Annotated in this window: 15 protein-coding genes and 1 pseudogene; 12 read left to right on the forward strand and 4 right to left on the reverse strand. The window is 46.6% G+C overall.

Features of this window, described 5'->3' with window-relative positions:
• Positions 1 to 142 precede the first annotated feature (142 nt).
• From FD09_RS09170 to FD09_RS09190, 5 genes are all read left to right on the forward strand, one after another.
• Positions 143 to 1192, forward strand: a complete 1050-nt coding sequence (locus tag FD09_RS09170; RefSeq protein ID WP_057820628.1) for an ATP-binding protein — start codon at positions 143 to 145, stop codon at positions 1190 to 1192.
• Positions 1185 to 3407: a S8 family peptidase gene (locus FD09_RS09175; RefSeq protein ID WP_057820630.1), complete on the forward strand. Its 2223-nt coding sequence runs from the start codon at positions 1185 to 1187 to the stop codon at positions 3405 to 3407. Before FD09_RS09170 ends, FD09_RS09175 begins: the two co-directional genes overlap by 8 nt.
• A 52-nt stretch (positions 3408 to 3459) precedes the next feature.
• Positions 3460 to 4323 carry a macro domain-containing protein gene (locus tag FD09_RS09180; RefSeq protein WP_157053751.1) on the forward strand — a complete coding sequence of 288 codons (864 nt, stop codon included), beginning with the start codon at positions 3460 to 3462 and terminating at the stop codon, positions 4321 to 4323.
• Complete coding sequence (locus tag FD09_RS09185) at positions 4307 to 4771, forward strand: TIR domain-containing protein (RefSeq protein WP_057820634.1); 465 nt, start codon at positions 4307 to 4309, stop codon at positions 4769 to 4771. The genes FD09_RS09180 and FD09_RS09185 overlap by 17 nt, the downstream gene beginning before the upstream one ends.
• A gap of 134 nt (positions 4772 to 4905) precedes the next feature.
• Positions 4906 to 5634 carry a hypothetical protein gene (locus tag FD09_RS09190; RefSeq protein WP_057820636.1) on the forward strand — a complete coding sequence of 243 codons (729 nt, stop codon included), beginning with the start codon at positions 4906 to 4908 and terminating at the stop codon, positions 5632 to 5634.
• Here the strand turns inward: FD09_RS09190 and FD09_RS16290 are convergent.
• Positions 5631 to 5807 (reverse strand): hypothetical protein, encoded by a 177-nt coding sequence (locus tag FD09_RS16290; protein ID WP_157053752.1) that lies wholly within the window; start codon positions 5805 to 5807, stop codon positions 5631 to 5633. The genes FD09_RS09190 and FD09_RS16290 overlap by 4 nt on opposite strands.
• Positions 5808 to 6052: 245 nt before the next feature.
• Between FD09_RS16290 and FD09_RS16915 the strand changes: the two are divergent.
• Positions 6053 to 6766: pseudogene (locus tag FD09_RS16915) on the forward strand (transposase).
• Positions 6723 to 7178, forward strand: a complete 456-nt coding sequence (locus FD09_RS16920) for a transposase (RefSeq protein WP_057820642.1) — start codon at positions 6723 to 6725, stop codon at positions 7176 to 7178. The pseudogene FD09_RS16915 and the gene FD09_RS16920 overlap by 44 nt, the downstream one beginning before the upstream one ends.
• 351 nt (positions 7179 to 7529) lie before the next feature.
• Here FD09_RS16920 and FD09_RS09210 read toward each other — a convergent pair whose 3' ends face one another.
• Positions 7530 to 8345, reverse strand: coding sequence for a hypothetical protein (locus FD09_RS09210; protein ID WP_057820644.1), 816 nt, complete (start codon positions 8343 to 8345; stop codon positions 7530 to 7532).
• 152 nt (positions 8346 to 8497) lie between these two features.
• Between FD09_RS09210 and FD09_RS09215 the strand changes: the two genes are divergently transcribed.
• A complete protein-coding gene (locus tag FD09_RS09215) occupies positions 8498 to 8785 on the forward strand; it encodes an AAA family ATPase (RefSeq protein WP_162261500.1) in 288 nt (95 codons plus the stop codon).
• Between the two features lie 598 nt (positions 8786 to 9383).
• Here FD09_RS09215 and FD09_RS09225 read toward each other — a convergent pair.
• Entirely contained in the window at positions 9384 to 10541 is a 1158-nt protein-coding gene (locus FD09_RS09225) for a glycerophosphodiester phosphodiesterase (RefSeq protein ID WP_057820649.1), read from the reverse strand.
• 165 nt (positions 10542 to 10706) lie between these two features.
• Positions 10707 to 12203, reverse strand: coding sequence for a glycoside hydrolase family 73 protein (locus FD09_RS09230; RefSeq protein ID WP_057820651.1), 1497 nt, complete (start codon positions 12201 to 12203; stop codon positions 10707 to 10709).
• Positions 12204 to 12356: 153 nt separating this feature from the next.
• Between FD09_RS09230 and FD09_RS09235 the strand changes: the two genes are divergently transcribed.
• The 4 genes from FD09_RS09235 to FD09_RS09250 all read left to right on the forward strand — a co-directional run bounded on the left by FD09_RS09235 (position 12357) and on the right by FD09_RS09250 (position 16578).
• Positions 12357 to 12626: a hypothetical protein gene (locus FD09_RS09235; protein ID WP_162261501.1), complete on the forward strand. Its 270-nt coding sequence runs from the start codon at positions 12357 to 12359 to the stop codon at positions 12624 to 12626.
• A 183-nt stretch (positions 12627 to 12809) separates the two neighbouring features.
• Positions 12810 to 13346 (forward strand): sigma-70 RNA polymerase sigma factor region 4 domain-containing protein, encoded by a 537-nt coding sequence (locus tag FD09_RS09240; RefSeq protein ID WP_057820653.1) that lies wholly within the window; start codon positions 12810 to 12812, stop codon positions 13344 to 13346.
• 74 nt (positions 13347 to 13420) lie between these two features.
• Entirely contained in the window at positions 13421 to 15325 is a 1905-nt protein-coding gene (locus FD09_RS09245) for an SLAP domain-containing protein (RefSeq protein WP_083487731.1), read from the forward strand.
• Between the two features lie 110 nt (positions 15326 to 15435).
• Positions 15436 to 16578 carry a peptidoglycan recognition protein family protein gene (locus FD09_RS09250; RefSeq protein ID WP_057820657.1) on the forward strand — a complete coding sequence of 381 codons (1143 nt, stop codon included), beginning with the start codon at positions 15436 to 15438 and terminating at the stop codon, positions 16576 to 16578.
• Positions 16579 to 16629: the final 51 nt, after the last annotated feature.

Genomic DNA, 16629 nt, shown 5'->3' on the forward strand with positions numbered 1-16629 from the left:
TTGACGGTAATTCTTAACGTAACCCGAACCGTTAATGCGATTTTCAAGAAATAAAGAAACAGAGAAATAAAAAATTCAAAATTGTCCCAAAATATTAAATCCTGTCCCAAAACGTGTTATACTGTTTCAGAGGTGAAATTCCATGAAAAAGAAGGACATCATTAACTTGATTAAGTTTCATTATGACAAAGACGAACTAGGATTTCGAAGCACGGCAAATGATATTGCGCGGGACTTTGACGCCAGTGGTGACCACCAATTAGCACAATACATTATGAGCTTTTTGTCGGACGCTAACACGTTCGTGCCACAGGAGTATATTTTCGAGAGCCCATTCTTCAAGACAGTGACCACAGATTCTGCATCATTACCGTTACCCACTCCCATTGCCGATGATATCCAGGGTATTATCAATGCTGTCAATCACCATGTGGGAATACACAAGTTTTTGTTTGAGGGGGCACCTGGAACCGGAAAAACAGAATCTGCCAAGCAAGTGGCGCGATTGTTATCGCGCAAGCTCTACATCGTGGATTTCAACAGCTTAATCGACAGTAAAATGGGCCAGACAGCGAAAAACATTGCTGCTGTTTTTAATGAAATTAATCGGATGCCCGCACCAGATCGAGTCGTGATTCTCTTCGATGAGATTGATGCGATTGCGCTTGATCGGGTCAACACTAATGACCTCAGAGAAATGGGTCGAGCAACTTCCAGTATTTTAAAGGCATTGGACGAAGTTAATGAAGAAGTTGTTGTGATTGCAACGACCAACTTGTATAAGCAGTTGGACAAGGCTTTTATTCGTCGCTTTGACACGGTTATTAATTTTGACCGCTATTCACGGGACGACTTACTGGAGATTGCAGGCGTCATGCTGAACGATGATCTCAAGAAATTTAAAAATGCCTCTCGGGACATGAAACTTGTCCGTAAAGTTTTGAATAGTGATTCGCAGATTCCAAATCCTGGTGAATTGAAGAATCTTCTCAAAGTTTCATTAGCATTCAGCGATCCAGCTGATCCGCAAGATTACTTGCGACGACTATATCGTACGACTCAACATATATCTGAGATGCCAAGTTTGGCTACGCTTAAAGAACAGGGATTCACACTGCGTGAGATTGAAGTCTTGACCGGTGTGTCCAAGAGTCAAGCGGCTAGAGAATTGAGAGGTGTTTCCCATGAATGATGTCTTAACACTCAAAGGACAGTTTAAACATAAGAAAAGGGAAGGAGGGATGGGTGCACCAACACTTCCAAAGGGTGGAAGTGTTTCAACCAGTCGGGTAATGGACTTGGTTCGAAACTTGGAGGCGATGCAGTCATTTTGGTCTAAAAACAGTTTATTGCAAAAGTGCTTAATTAGTGCTTATTACATCAAAGTGGCCGCCAAAAGCAATCGCATTCAAGGCTTTTTCTCATGCCAAAAAGAAAAAGCAAATGACGCGATTGTTGGCGCTAAGTTTTCGGATAGACCAGCCCATATTATCACGTACTTTGTTTCATTGGCCATTGTTAAACGTTCAATTGATGTCGCACGACAAGTGGTGGCAGTATTGAATGAAGAGTTTGAAGGAAACGTCGATGCAGAGGTATTTAATGACCCTAAAACGTATTCACATATTTCATTTGATAAATACGGAACCTTCAAGTCAACATTTCAGCAATATGTTGTTGATGCATATTACGTTGAACGTTTCGGTGTCGAACCTGGACGTTTGGATGAGACACAGAATGCCATCGTGACTCTGTACGACACAGGGAATCCAATTATCCCGTTACTCAAGGAATTAGGAGTCGACGCGTACAGCTATGACATGTTGGATGACACGACCGTTCGATTGAACGCCGAATCCGTGTCTATCTTAATGCAGAAAGCACCATATTTAGTGGCAATGGGGACCACGGATATCTCCAAAATTCCGCCGAGTGCTTTCCATGATTCACCAATGCCAGTGAAAGGCCAAATTCCAATGCCCGGTGATGAACCCGTTGTGGGGGTAATTGATACATTATTCGATGAACGAGTATATTTTCATAAATGGGTGACTTATGAGCGGATGGTTGATCCTAACATCAGTGCCGATCCGATCGATTATCGTCATGGCACAGAAGTATCTTCAATCATTGTGGATGGGCCAAGTTTGAATCCAAATTTTGACGACGGGTGTGGTCGTTTCAGAGTACGTCATTTTGGTGTAGCCACGCATCGACAGTTTAGTTCGTTTGAGATCATCCGTGACATCAAGCAAATCGTCGCTGCCAATCCCGACATCCACGTTTGGAATCTCTCCTTAGGATCCGAAACAGAAGTCAATAAAAACTTTGTCTCAGCTGAAGGAGCAATCTTAGATCAGATTCAGTATCAAAATAACGTGATTTTTGTCATTGCGGGTACAAACAACACGAAAAATGAGCCCAATAAACGCATTGGCGCGCCAGCTGATTCGATTAACTCTGTGGTAGTTAATTCGGTAGATAGGAATAAAAGGCCCGCTTCATATACCCGCAGAGGTATGATTTTGTCCTTTTTTACCAAACCTGACGTGAGTTATTACGGTGGTGTCAGAGACGATCTCATGCATGTCGTTGAACCACTGGGGGAGGCAGCTGTTGGTGGAACGTCATTTGCGGCGCCCTGGATCAGCAGGAAATTGGCATATCTAATTGAGGTAATGGGATTAAGCCGGGAGGTGGCCAAAGCACTGCTGATGGATTCGGCGATTGGTTGGCATCCAGAAACCGATCATGAACGGCTTGCATTGAGAGGAAATGGTGTTGTGCCGGTCAACATCCAAAACGTCTTGCGAACTGCTGATGACGAGATTAAATTCGTTTTGGAGGGATCAGCAGAGCAGTGGGATACTTACAATTATGAACTCCCGGTGCCAGTCGTAGCAAATAAACAACCCTTCATCGCGAAAGCAACACTCTGTTATTTCCCCAAATGTTCCCGTAATCAAGGCGTAGATTATACTAATACTGAGCTTGATTTGTATTTTGGTCGAATTGACGACAAGGGGAAAATAAAAAGCATCAATGAAAACGTCCAAAGTACGGATACACCCCATGGATTAAAAGAAGCTGATGCCCGTGAACAATTCAGAAAGTGGGACAACGTTAAACATATTGGTGAAGTTCTTAAACCCAATTTGCGTCCCAGAAAAGCTTATCAGAATGCACTTTGGGCGATCAGTATAAAGACAAAAGAACGCTTGAGTAATCACGATGGTGAGAATATTCGTTTTGGAATTGTTGTGACGCTTAAAGAAATGAACGGTGTCAATCGTATCGATGATTTTATTCAGCAGGCCAGTCTGAGAGGGTGGTTGGTTAATCGGATTGATGTCACTAACCGGGTGGATATTTACAATCAGGCGCAGGCGGATGTGGAGCTAGAATGAATCTAATGGCTGTATGTTATCATCGTGTTGTTCTTACTTACAGCGAGGGGTGATGAATACAGTGAATGTTGGTTTTTTTGACAAAACGTTACGAAGAAGTTTTGTTAAGGTCTTGTCTGGAATCTCGTTAATTCTTTCCCTAACGTTGGTTTTTATAGACATACCAAAAAAAGTAAGGTTTGACCTGGGCATGATCTTCTTGGCTGGGCTCGGCATCCTGTATATTGCGATGCTCATTCGGGCCAATTTACAGCGTTCAATTGTGCTAAAGTTTGGAAATACGACTGTGGAAGTTTCACTCGGAGATTTATTTAAGCAAAATGATTTGAAAGTGGTGTCCTTTAACGAGTATTTTGATGATGTGGTCGACGACAAGATCATTGCTAAGAACAGCATTAATGGTAAATATCTGAGCTCATTATCGTCATCACAATTAGAAGATGTTCGTGATAAACTACAGAATGCACCGCGTTTGGCAGAGAAAGGTGTTCAAGTTGGGACAAATTTCTATCGAAAAGAGGGGAAGAAAAAACAGTACAGGTTAGGGACCATAGTTGTTTTACCGGATGACTATTTAGCTACTGCTGCTTCAAAATTTACCAGTGATAACAAGGCAGTGGTGACGATGAGTGAGTACATCTCATTTTTGATGAACTTTTGGGATGAGGTTGATCGCGTATACAACGGTCGCAGTGTCAGCATACCGGTATTTGGTTCGGGAATGCTGCGGTTCAGAGGAGGATATGACAATGTGAGCGACCAGGATCTACTACAAATTATTTTGTGGACATTCAAGGTTAGCAAGATTAAGTTCACATATCCGGCAAGGTTGCACGTTGTCGTTTACAAACAAAAATCTGCAAAATACAACTTATACAAATTAAAGGAGCTTGAGAATAATGGTTTATCGCAATAAGACTTATGTTGCATTTGATGGCGATCGAGACATAATCGCGTACCGTCTAATGACTGCCTGGAAACAGAGCGACAACACGGATTTCAATTTCTATGATGCGCATGATCTCAATGATGCACGTGATTCCAGTTCGGAAGAGTCGATTAAGGCGCAGCTTAGGGTACGTATGGCGAACTCAAAACTATTTGTTCTGCTAGTTGGTGAAAATACCGCTCATCTGACTAAATTTGTCAAATGGGAAATACAGAGTGCTATCAGACGCCAATTGCCCATAGTAGTTGTCATGCTCGAACCAACGAACCCGATACCGTCCTATTTGAACGATTATCTGTATATCAAGGTTCCTTTTAAAGCAAAGCAAGTGGAACGTGCGATGACTAATTGGCCGGATTCATTCGCCAAACATTTGCAAGATGGTCACAAGGGTGGTTACGTTTATAACAATTAGCGTATTTGTTCACAACCTGATGATTGGAGGCCAATACTCACGTTAAAAATGCCGTGGCTATATGATTTTCATCAGCAGCAATCGACGATACTCTGTTTAAGTCAGCGTTTAAGAACGCTAGTAAGGAAAATGAAGTGTTTGATGAAGAAAACTTTATCAGGGAACAATTAATTGCGAAAATCGAAAAAATCGATCGTCCGAATTGGTTGAGTCCTTTGGGATTTTTTCAAATATCGAGTATCTTGCTAGGCTTACTTTCTCTCACTTTCTTGGGTGTTGGGATTCTAACGCATTGTGCATGGTGGTTATTTGCAACAAACTACACCCTTTTGACAATGCTAATTTTGACCATTGGGTTCATGATTAGCTCTGTTAAGGCGAATAAGGGTATTCGACGTAAGAGAAATGTGCTTAAGAAATTGGAAGCAACTGAAATTGTAGTAAATTTGTTACAGCCAAGATCGGTGGATCATGCTCAAAGCGTTATACAACAAGTATTAGCAAGAATCGATCTGGACCTCCAGCAGACGACTACTAGGGTGAATTTGATTATCAATGTTGGAGGAGGCACACTTCTCGTTACACCACTCATTACAGTACTTACTAATTCTCCCATTATGAAGGCTGTTTTACAGAAACCACAGTCACTCGGGGTGCTGGTACTCCTAATTTTCCTCAGCGCGCTTGTTTTTAGCATCGTGATATTTGCATCTCAGCTTGGCCGATCATCTTGGAAAGACATAGAAACCAGACGATATTTGACGATGTACCTCTATGCACTTGAGTTTCAAGAACCACTTTATGAGGTTGCTAAATATGCAGCGGATGTTTTACAGAATCCAAAGTATGAAATTAAGAACTAAATAATTCCAGGGTTCTTGATCATCACCACTGAAACTTTTCCCGCAACTAAAAAGGTGCTCAGAATGGCACGATTTGGGTCATTCCTGAGCACCTTTAACTTCTTCACCAGCAACATCTCATACACTTCCGCCGTCATAAACGTCAGCACATTATCAACGGCGTCACCCCGCATTTACGCGTTTAAAAGAACGAGTCACCCACAGTAGGAGAGTTAGTCCTGGAATATTCATGATCTGATATAAAAAGTGATGCAGCCTCTTTAGTTGCACCCCATTATCCATATTGAGAGCTCCATCCTTGAGGTGAAGCCTCGTAGTCATTCTGTGCTACGATAAAGTTTGTAGACCAATCGTTAGAAAGAATGACTCACATGAATACCGTTCAACTCAGTGATTTAGAATTCAACTCTCGGTTAAAATGGTCGGCCGGGGTGATCCAGTGTCTTCGTTTGGTGGTTTTACCACTTTTAGAGAGTTTCTCCACCACATAAAGTTCAATCAGCTGCTGCTAAAAGTGGTGAAATTCGCTGATTGGCGCCGAAAGCCGATTCATAGTTTTGCCCAAATGACTGATTTCGTGATTACGCAACGTGTCCTGAGCTTCAAAATGGAGGTCAGTGCCAACTATCTGCGGCAAGATCAGTTACTGCAACTGTTGTGGGGTGACGACTTGCCCGCTCAAGCCACTGAATCTCGTTTCTACCACTACTTCTGTGAAGACTTACGGCCCCTAAACGGTCTCCATCACTTACTGTGTCAACTTGCCCAACGCCACCTGGCCAAGATGCACGGCCGGTTGGTTTTCGATATGGACTCCACCCCTTTGTAAACCTTTGGCCACCAAGAAGGGATTGGCTTTATCGCCCACTATCAAGAAATGGGTTATCATCCCTTGGTGATCTACGAAGGTCGGACCGGGCTATTGCTGGATGTGGAACTACGCAATGGCCGGGTCTACACCTCGGCACGCGCCCAGATCTATCTAGCCCAACTGCTTGACCGATGCGCGCATCGGTCTGTCATCCTGCGGGGCGATAGTGGGTTTGCCACACCGAAGATTTATGACCTCGCTGAAGCCCGCCATGCGTATGATCAAGCTGAAAGCAAATCCGCTGCTGAAACGCTTGGGTAAGAAAGTTTGGCACACATTTGTGACTTTGAACGGTAACGACGGACATTCGCATGCCTTTGTCTTTTGGTATCCGGCGAGTACTTGGAAACACGCTCGGCGGGTGGTCATTGTGGCTCAGCACAAACCGTCCAAAAAGTCCGTCACTATTCAGTTCTTTGTCACTAATCTACCCACTGCGACAGCAACGCTTGGCAGTTTTTATCAGAAGCGCGGAAAGATGGAGAAGTTTATCCAGCAAACCAAGAGCGGTTATTATGCCGATCGGATGAACAGCACGAACTTCTTAATGAACGAAGCGCGCATGATGTTCTCTTGTTTGGACTACAATCTGATGCGCTTGATGGCTTTGTGGGTGTTCCCGACATGGATTCGAAACTCAGAGATTACCAGCATTCGGACAAATTTGTTGTAACTGGGTGTCACACACCGTGCCAAGAGTATTTGGCTCAACCTCACTAGCGGTCGCCCCGGACTGGGCTCTTCTGGCATGTGTTAAAGAAAGTCCATCAGTTACCAGAGTGAAATAACAACTACAGTTCGAAGAGGAAGTACGGCCAAAATTGCGATTTGCCAGTGAATTGTGGGCGATTCACCGAGACTTATAGGTAGATAGACGCAATTTGCTGAGAATCTAGACCAATCATCCGATTTTTGACGGGCTACGCCTTGATCACAAGATCACACAAATAATTTGGGCAGACTATTTACGATTACGGGAGTGTGAGTCCTAAAAGTAAGTGACGATCCATTGTGTAACCATTGTCTACTTGTGATCCTGATGTTCTTTCAACTTTAATGCAATGTTTATGGCAGAAATCGACCATGACGTTCGTAAATCTCTTTTTACGGACCAAGTAAGATACGATATTAGCATCAAAATTCCCATGAACATTATTATTACTAACATAATTTTTGGAATTATTGAAAATTGGCTTTTAAGATTGACAAAAAATATGTTAATCACGACTGCTCCAATTGACTGTATCGCTGAAACGGAAAAAACGAGATCTAATATTCTGTCGGCAGGTTTCTGCGTCTTATTTGTCTCCGAGTTGAAATATAATAGCCAACCCAACAACTGATAATAGTCAAGCTTCATTAACAATTGGATAAAGTAATTATTGACTTTTTTCACATTTTCCACATTAAATTCAGCAAAGAAATCGTCGTGCAGAACTAACTTAGGAAAAGTAGTCATATTGCTTTCACCTTCATTTGTGTGAGCAAAAACGGACTCGAAGAATATTGATGGTTCCCCCCTTCTGGCATAATTAATCCATCCCAATGGCGTTGTCAACTTACCATTATGTCTGTGTACTCTTTCTTCACTCCATTTATGAGAGCGTGATATTAGCATTCTTATTAAGGGAATTTCTGCAACCGCAAAGGCAGTGAGGGAAGCAAGGAGAAGGAGAGCACCCCATTTAGGTTGAAAAAATGCAATAAAAAAAATCAAAATGCTTAATGCAAGGGAGATACCTCCTACTGCTCCGTTAAGTTTTCCGGGATTTGAAAACCATTTATCAAGATTTTCGATCTGTTGAAACAACCTTGATTTCAACGTTTTATATTTGGACATGTTTACTTACAGCCTCCACTTGATTCAGCAATTTGTGATGTGGGATATACTTCGATAAGTGAGTATAGCTCAGTCTCGAGTCAATGTAAATTTTCAATATGTGGAGAACGTTTACAACAACCTTGTGGTCTGTTTTAGTCGAATTTGACGTCTTGGCTAAAGTTCGTGATGATCAAAATGAAATGGGCGAATTGAAAAGGGTGGTAAACAGTCTAATTCAGAATATGGATGCGTTTGACCCCAGCAGCATCCTGATTGCAGCGACCAATCATCCCCAATTACTAGATAGCGCGATTTGGAGAAGATTTGATGCCACGTTGAAATTGACCTTTCCAGATGTTGGTGTACGTAAGCAGCTACTCCAGTATTTTATGAAGATGTTTCAGAATAATTTTCAATCAGAAAGAAAAAAGGTCAATCGTCTGGTTGAAGATCTTTGATGGAATCTCTCCATCTATCATGAAAAGTATTTTCAATAGTGCTGCCAAGGACTCCATACTAAACGGCCAGAAGGAATTGAATTACTCAAGACTCGTGTTAGAGATTTTCCTGGAGAAGCGTCAGTCGGGGTACAACTTGAATGATGCAATTGACTTTTTGAGGGTAAACATGGTATCTCAACGAGAAATCAGCAAAGTCTTGAATACTTCCCTCAGAACAGTACGGGAAGCGTATAAGGAGAAAAAAGACAATGGAGATTAATATTTCGCTGGCAACATTGGTTGACTACTTAGCAACAGATATGGTGGTGAGAAACAAATAGTAAAGTACAGCAAGAACTTCGATTCTTTACTTGAAGAAATGAACAATTATTGGGGAGAAGACGGCCTAATTAAATTCGTCGAAAACTTACTCGGCCCCCCGGACCAACCACAAATACAATCGTCGAAGCCCAATCAATCGACCGACAAAGCCATGCACCAAAAACCAATTTGAACGGTTGCGGAATGTTATCCAATGATTGTCTGTCCAGGCCACAACAAAAAGGTGCTCAAGAATGACTTGATTTGTCGTCATTCCTGAGCACTTTTCACTTTCTCAAACCTTCTCCACCGCCAACATCTCATGTACCTCCGCCGCCATAAATGTCAGCACATTATCAACAGCACCATCCCGCGCTTCAAACATAAAGAACGGCGATTCAAAGTTGGCAATCAGATCCGGCCCCACGGCCAGCGCCGCGGTCCGCGTTGGCGTCTTCGTACTCGCCAAGATACCGTCACTCGCCTTCACCCACTGATTCCGGCCGAGTTGATACCACCGCACATTGCGCACGGTTATTTCCTTGGTTGCTCGCCAGCGGCTGTCTTTAGGCAGCTTGCGCAGTGCCCAGGCATTGCTGCCGGCGCCAGCATAGAGGGTCGCTGTGTCAGTGACGTGGAAAGCCATGTTCTTCAGTACGCGGGTGGCATCGGGATCTTTCTTGTAGCGGTAGCTCCAGTTTGTGATCACCCCATCGACACCCAGGGCATATTCATCGGGGGCTTCATTGCCGTTCTCGGATTCAAACGGCCACGGGTAAACTTCCTGGCCGGCGTCGTGGACATTGTTGACGGCGGCGCCGGAGAGTTGCGGCCACCATACGCCGTAACTGCTGGTCCAGCGGTGGGCGGCGATGTAGGCAGGGGTCAGCCAAGTGCCAGGGTGCAGGAGCAGCAATGTGCGGGCACCGGGTTGTAATTTTTTCATTTCCAGTAATGAACCTTCAATGAACGATTCGTAGACGACTCGATTTTGCAGGCCAAGGCCGGCCACTAATTTAGCCAGTTCATGTTCCATCACCATTTTTCCATTGACTAACCGTGTTTCGATCATGAATTGAACTTGCGGTTGCGCGCGGTAGTGGAGCAAAACTTCCTGAAGCGACTTGAGGTTCTCGCCATTGCCGTAGGGCAGTTGGCGCAAAGTGGCCCAAGGGGTGTCGCTGATCACGTGCCGCTGGCCACTGAGCCGCGTCGTGGTGGGATCATGGCTGACGACCAAGACACCATCGCTGGATTGTTCCAGGTCAATTTCGAGCATGGTTGCACCGTCTCGGATGGCGTTGTCGTAAGACCGGTAAGTATGTTCCACCGTATCGTAATGATGGCTGAAATACTCTCCGCGGTGACCGATAATCATGAAGCCGCTGCTGAAAACAAATACCCCCGTCGCTGCCAGCAGCAGGACTCCTTTAATGAATGAGTGCTTAAACATAATAAACATCCTCCCCCAGGATTATTACTTCCTTACAACCACATCCTAGCATCGGTCCTGGTGTACAGGAAATGTTTTGCCTTGGGGCAGGCTAACAGTTTTGTCACACACAAATAGCCTGGCATACCAAGCGGTACACACAGGCTAAAGAAAAAAGACTAATTGTTATTCCAAATTGACGTAAAATCCGGGCACCCATTCATTCGGGCTGACCTGATACAAATCGACGCCCCGAGTGTGTTTCTTCGCGGTGAAGCGCCAGCGCGAGCCATTGGGTAAAATACGTCCCGACGGCATCAGGTTTGTGCTGAGTACTGGCGCGCCGTTCTTGTTGTTGGCGCGGATGATGCCGCTGACCTTGCTGCTGGTTTCGCCACTATCCAAGCGGCCATCATAGTCATAGACCCACTGATTGGTTGCGACTTGATATACCGCTGTGCCGTTGGCTTGGAAAATCATCTTGTTGATCTTCCAGCGTGATCCGCGAGGCAGTTTGCGGTTGGTGCCAGAAATGGTAGCCCCATTGGCTGCGGTGACCGTGTAAATATCATTGGTCGGCGATTCAATGGGTGCCGCGGTATCTGTACCTGGCATTGAGAAGGTAATGTCACTGCTCTTAAGCCAGTTGTTGGTGCCGATTTCGTACATGGTTTCACCGTTGGCTAGCTTCGCAATCCGGGTGACCCGCCAGGCGCTGGCTGGTTTCAATGTCCGGCCAGTCGGCGTGCGGTTGGTGAGGTACGTATTGTAAATTGGCGCATTATCGGCAGTGTTAATATAAAGAACGGATGTGGTGTCATCGGGCTTGGTGATCGTTGTGGGATTCTGCAGCGATACATCCGCTGAGCTAACCCATTGATTCGTGGCCACTTGATAATAAACCATCTTATTTAATAGAACGGCCTGGCGTGGTGTGATCCAGCCGGAACCATAAGGCAGGGTAGCACCGGTGGCGGTGCTTTCGTCGCTATAGCCGTTATAAATTGGGGCACCACTCTGATTGGTCACGTAGATGGTTTGCCGTTGATTTTGCAATGTGGCATCGTATTGGGTTAAGTCCCACCGTTGAATGAGGCTGTTTAAGGAATCGCCATAAGTCGGTGACGTGGCGTATTTCCCAGTCAATGCCTTGGTGGCGTCTTGATAAGAGGTGGTGTTTTCCACCCAGGCACCACTGTAGTAGTTGGCATCCCAAGATACGCCGTACCGCAACTTTTGCCCATTATCATTGAACGAACTCAAATAATCGGGATACTTACGAAATTGCGCCATTACCGTGACGTATTTGCCTTGATCAGCATCCCATTCCTGGGTGGGCATTTCAACATATTGCCCGTTGTACGTGCCCTTGATACCGAACAGATTATTATTCGGCGGCAACGACAGAGTGGAAGTACCGTACGCGCTTTCCAGGATTGCCTGGGCAATCATCACTGAGGTGTACAGATTGTACTCCGTGGCAATCGGGTGGGCGGCTGCGGCGGCCAGCGAGACAAAAGATTCTTGCTGGGGTGTGGCCACGGCATCCATGGCCTTGACGGCTTTGATCGTCGGATCACCGGTGGCTGCGTGGGCAGTGGTGGTGCTGAACACCGGCGCTGCGATTGTGAGGGCCAACACACTGGTGAGCGTAATCGCCCGCCATCGATTCTGATTTTTCATTTCTTCAATTTCCTCCTAACATTCCCTAGAACATACATGAATAGCGTAACAAAGTGGCGGGGTGGGAGCAACGCGTAACCCTTGGTGTCACACAATTGTTAACTAGCGACTGATTAGGGAAGAAAACGCTTGTCCCACCTGGCAATGTTCGCTATGATTGGAAGTATTAATTGGGGAAAGCGAGCGAGAATGATGGCACTGGTGCAGTTAGAAAATACGGATAATCACGAATTACAAATGATTGATCAGGTGACTCGGGTCACCTATTATTTAGCGGACGACACTGACCTGCCGTTTATCGGTCATGCCATGGCCGAACTGCCTGGTGCCGCGCCCAAGACCTATGCGACCCTGATCGTCGGAACGCCATGGGCAGATCACCGCTTCAGCGGGGACTGGAATGTGAGCACGGTCAATCTTTAATTAACCTGAACAATTTTAAAACTGCGGCATGGTGCGGGTTTATTGCACCATGCCTTTTTGAAAGCGTCAGAAAAGTTGATATCACAGCGTTTCTCAAAATTATGGGGACCGTGAAATCAACCAGCCTCTGGTATTCTCAAATCACTCAAGCGCTTGGGAATATTCGAATGAGGTGGATGGCACATGACGAACGAAGAACGATGGCAGTTGGGATTCAAACATGCGGGGGTAGAAAGTCGCCTGATCCACGGCGCGATTAAACGGGTAGGGCGGGAATTTGGTATTTTCGATCACGATGATTTGGTGCAGGAAGCCAAGATTGTCTTTGCGACGGACTACGTGAATACGCGGCCAACGACACCGGCCGAGTGGGAACAATTTCGTCCCCGGGTCTTTCAACACATTATTTGGGCTTTGCGGGATTTACAGCGGCGAGAGAAATGGCGGGCGGATCGGTGGGTTGATGAGGCGTCACTGGTCAATGCGCCGATCGCAGTGAGTGGGATCGGCCGCGCACTGCGCCAGGAGGCTTTACGGCTATGTCAAACAGAGCGAGAACGGCTCATTGTGCTCCGGCACTGGTTTGCCGATGAAAGTTTGGCTGTTTTGGCCCGCCGCACCGGGTATGCCGAACGGACGCTGCGTTTGACCCGCCAGCGATTGCAGCAGCGGATTGTGAAAAGTGCGCAAGATATCAATTCCATTACAGGGGAGCGCTAACCGTTGTGAGTGTTTCCAGAAATTGATAAACTATTAATGCAGTACCTTGAAGGAAAATCGGAGGAAATCAGCATATGAAAAGAAGGAAGACGACTTATTCACTGGTTTGCGCCATGGCACTGAGTTTGGCCGCGGCACCAATCATTAGTTCAGTGACACACCAAGCTTTCGGCAATCATTATTCGACCACTCAAGTGCACGCCGCTACGAACGTTAACGATTATATTGCCAACCAGAACTTTGGCAATCCGGCAATCACCACGTATGCCAGCACCTTTACCCAGGACTTTGCCTATCGCAATGGCGTGGGCCAGCCTGAGGGAATTGTGATTCACGAAACCGCCAACCCGAATTCAACGATCGATAACGAGATCGCCTACATGCAGCGGGAATGGTCCAATATTTATGCGTATGTCCATGCCTTTGTGGACCATTCACGGGTCATCAATATTCATCCCACGGATTATGGGGTTTGGGGCGCCGGTCCAGCGGCCAATTCGCGGTTTATTCAAATTGAGTTGGTCCGGGAACACAGCCTGGATGATTTTGCCCGGTCGGTGAATAACGATGCACACTATGTGGCCTATCTGCTCCGTCAGTATAATTTACCGTGCACCTTGGCGGATAATACCGGCAGCGGCACGATTTGGTCGCATAATGCGGTCTCCAATTACCTCGGCGGCACGGATCACACCGATCCGGTGGGTTACTTTGCCCAATGGGGTTACGATATGAACCAGTTTTACCAGTTGGTTCAAAAGAAGTACAACGAACTGGGCGGCGGTTCTAGTGAGGTGCTGGATACAGTTGTCAGTTCCCAGGGCGAGAATTCTTATGGTCAAGTGAATGGCAATAATATTAATGGGACTTATGTCCTCACCAGCCAAGGTTTCAAGTATATTAAGATGAGTTCGGCTTATGATGGCCAGGTCTTCCGTATTAGCCAAAGTGCAGTCACGAACAAGGGCGTGACCATGTACGAGATGGCGGATGAGAATAAGAAGGGCTTGTTCTGGGTCATCGCCAGTCAGGTGGACGTATTAGGTGATTGGCATGCGGTACCTGGCGCGACTCAAAGTTCAGCTAACGGCGTCTTCACCGTCACCACAAATGGTCGCGGGGCGGCGGTACTGACAGCGCCAGGCGGCTTGAATTGGCAAGCCCGCTTCTTGGGGACCGGCAGCAGCTGGAAGGTGAATGCCAAAGCGGTCACGAGTGATGGCCAAACCTACTATCAAGTAGGAACGAACAATTGGGTGGCAGCGACCGCCGGCAGCTTCAAAGATAATGGCACGCCGGCGCCTGCCGAAAAACCGACAACCAGTGCATTATCCGGCGTTGTGCGAATCACCAACGGTAACGGCACGACCATCTATACGCAACCCAAGGGTTCAGCCACTGCCCGCAAGTTAGGGGCCGGGTCGGCTTGGAAGGTATTTGAGCAGGCCGTGTTCAAGAGTGGCGAGACGTGGTACCGGGTATCACCGGCGGAGTGGATCTTAGCCAGTGATGCGCAACTGCAGGACAATAACGATAATAATAGTCAGCCCAGTGCAGATACGGTCTATCAAAACGTTAATACGGTGGCAACGGTCACCGCTGGCGGCGGCACGACGTTGAAGCGGGCACCGGGGACAGGCAATGATGCTGGCCGGTTGAATGGCAGCAGTCGGTGGAAGGTCAATCAAGTGGCTATCCTGCCCAGTGGACAAGTTTGGTACCTGGTGGGCACCAACCAGTGGCTCAATGGTCAAGACGCCACGTTGAGCGCGGGCGCCATCTTTAACTTAGGCGGCGTGGCCACGGTGGGCGGCAGCAGCGCAGCACTCACAAATGATGCGGGACAAGCCACAGGGAATACGTTGGCCGCTGGCTCTCGGTGGAAAGTGACCGGGTTACGAACCCAAAATGGTCAAGCCTATTATCGGGTGGCCACCAATACCTGGTTACCGGCCACCAGTAGTTCTTTAGCGCAATAACATCCGTTGTGACAAAAAGGGCATCATCGCAAATTTGCGGTGATGCTTTTTTTCGTGGTGTCGGTGGATGGTGCTAAGATTGAAGTGAACGAATCGGGGAGGAATGGATTTTGAAAAAACGATATCTTGTCACCAGTTTACTCTGTGCAGCGGTATTAGGCGGCACCACGGTGATCGGCTCAGCCGGTCAATGGCAACAGCCCATCTTGGCTGCCGAACAGGCCGGCACAGTGGATAATCAGTACATTAACGCCCAGCATTTTGCCAATCCGCCGATCAAGACGGTACCCACTACATTCACGCATTGGAATGCCTATCGTCATGGGGTGGGGAAGCCAGAAGGCATTGTCATTCATGAAACCGCAGATCCGGGAGTGACCTTAGATCAAGAGGTCACCCGCATGCAAACGCAATGGCAAAAACGGCAGGCCTATGTTCATGCTTTTGTGGATCACAGCGAGGTGGTTAATATTCATCCCACCGATTACGCTGTCTGGGGTGCGGGTTACTATGCCAATCAGCGGTTTATCCACATTGAATTAGTGGAAGAAAACAATGCCTACGATTTTGCCGAGTCCGTCAACAATGATGCGTATTATGTGGCGACATTGCTTAAGAAATACAATCTGCCGGCTGTTTTGGCAGATCATGATGGGCAGGGCACCATTTGGTCCCATCATGCCGTGTCCCAGTGGTTAGGTGATACGGATCACACAGATCCCACTGGTTATTTTCAGTCTTGGGGATACAGCATGGATGATTTCTTTGCATTAGTTCAACAGAAACTAGCCGAGTTAAATCACCTCAGCGGGGTCGTCCAAGTGAAAAATAGTAATGGGGTGCCGCTGTGGAATGGTTACGGCGCTGCTAAGACTGCCACAGGTCGCACTTTAAGCAATAATTCTCGGTGGAAAGTGACCGCCCAAACCGTTGTGGATGGTGCGTATTGGTATCAAGTTGGGGCCAATCAGTGGATCGAAGCCACCGATACGAACTGGCCCAATGGCTACGGTAATCCAGCCAGTACGAACACGGTGGTCAAAGTACAGTATAAGAATGGCGCCAGCATTGCGCTTTGGAACGGTTATGGCGATGACCAACAGTTTAGTGGCCGGTATTTGAAAAACGGCAGTGCCTGGCGAGTGACGAAGCAAGCCTTCGCGAATGGTGAATATTGGTATCAAGTCGCCACCAACCAATGGATCGAAGGCCGCTATACCAACTATGTTGATGGCTTAGCTGCTCTTAAGTAAAAATTCGGTGCACACAAAAAACCCAAGCCGCCAATACCCGGCTTGGGTTTT

Source organism: Schleiferilactobacillus perolens DSM 12744, from assembly GCF_001435585.1.
Lineage (GTDB): Bacteria > Bacillota > Bacilli > Lactobacillales > Lactobacillaceae > Schleiferilactobacillus > Schleiferilactobacillus perolens.

Excerpts from the sequence above, each read along its gene's own strand:
- FD09_RS09170 (WP_057820628.1), top strand. The coding sequence starts at position 143 with ATGAAAAAGAAGGACATCATTAACTTGATTAAGTTTCATTATGACAAA.
- FD09_RS09175 (WP_057820630.1), top strand. The coding sequence starts at position 1,185 with ATGAATGATGTCTTAACACTCAAAGGACAGTTTAAACATAAGAAAAGG.
- FD09_RS09180 (WP_157053751.1), top strand. The coding sequence starts at position 3,460 with ATGAATACAGTGAATGTTGGTTTTTTTGACAAAACGTTACGAAGAAGT.
- FD09_RS09185 (WP_057820634.1), top strand. The coding sequence starts at position 4,307 with ATGGTTTATCGCAATAAGACTTATGTTGCATTTGATGGCGATCGAGAC.
- FD09_RS16290 (WP_157053752.1), bottom strand. The coding sequence starts at position 5,807 with ATGCGGGGTGACGCCGTTGATAATGTGCTGACGTTTATGACGGCGGAA.
- FD09_RS16920 (WP_057820642.1), top strand. The coding sequence starts at position 6,723 with ATGATCAAGCTGAAAGCAAATCCGCTGCTGAAACGCTTGGGTAAGAAA.
- FD09_RS09210 (WP_057820644.1), bottom strand. The coding sequence starts at position 8,345 with ATGTCCAAATATAAAACGTTGAAATCAAGGTTGTTTCAACAGATCGAA.
- FD09_RS09225 (WP_057820649.1), bottom strand. The coding sequence starts at position 10,541 with ATGTTTAAGCACTCATTCATTAAAGGAGTCCTGCTGCTGGCAGCGACG.
- FD09_RS09230 (WP_057820651.1), bottom strand. The coding sequence starts at position 12,203 with ATGAAAAATCAGAATCGATGGCGGGCGATTACGCTCACCAGTGTGTTG.
- FD09_RS09235 (WP_162261501.1), top strand. The coding sequence starts at position 12,357 with ATGATTGGAAGTATTAATTGGGGAAAGCGAGCGAGAATGATGGCACTG.
- FD09_RS09240 (WP_057820653.1), top strand. The coding sequence starts at position 12,810 with ATGACGAACGAAGAACGATGGCAGTTGGGATTCAAACATGCGGGGGTA.
- FD09_RS09245 (WP_083487731.1), top strand. The coding sequence starts at position 13,421 with ATGAAAAGAAGGAAGACGACTTATTCACTGGTTTGCGCCATGGCACTG.